The 451-nt window shown below is 61.9% G+C and carries 1 protein-coding gene; it reads right to left on the bottom strand.

What is annotated here, in order from left to right; all coding sequences use genetic code 11:
* Window positions 1–451: phosphomethylpyrimidine synthase ThiC (locus EN807_RS32615; RefSeq protein WP_189522668.1), on the bottom strand; the 451-nt coding region annotated here is incomplete at both ends.

Here is a 451-nt window from a genome sequence, read left to right as displayed (position 1 = left end):
CCAAATGGTGCCTGCACCATTTGGCCATGATCGAGCCGCCGCGCGAGACGATGCCCGTGACCCGGTCGACGGTCAGCGGTATGTAGTGCAGCCGCACGCCGGCGTGGATGGTGAAATAGTCGACGCCTTGCTCGGCCTGCTCGATCAGCGTGTCGCGGTAGACCTCCCAGTTGAGGTCCTCGGCGATGCCGTTGACCTTTTCCAGCGCCTGATAGAGCGGCACCGTACCGATCGGCACCGACGCATTGCGCACGATCCAGTCGCGGATGTTGTGGATGTTGCGGCCCGTCGACAGGTCCATCACCGTGTCGGCGCCCCAGCGGATCGCCCACACCATCTTCTCGACCTCTTCGGCCATCGACGAGATGACAGCGGAGTTGCCGATATTGGCGTTGATCTTGACCAGGAAATTGCGCCCGATGATCATCGGCTCGCTCTCGGGATGATTGAT

It is taken from the genome of Mesorhizobium sp. M5C.F.Ca.ET.164.01.1.1 (assembly GCF_004792125.1).
Lineage (GTDB): Bacteria > Pseudomonadota > Alphaproteobacteria > Rhizobiales > Rhizobiaceae > Mesorhizobium > Mesorhizobium wenxiniae.
This window is presented reverse-complemented; position numbering and strand designations above follow the sequence as displayed.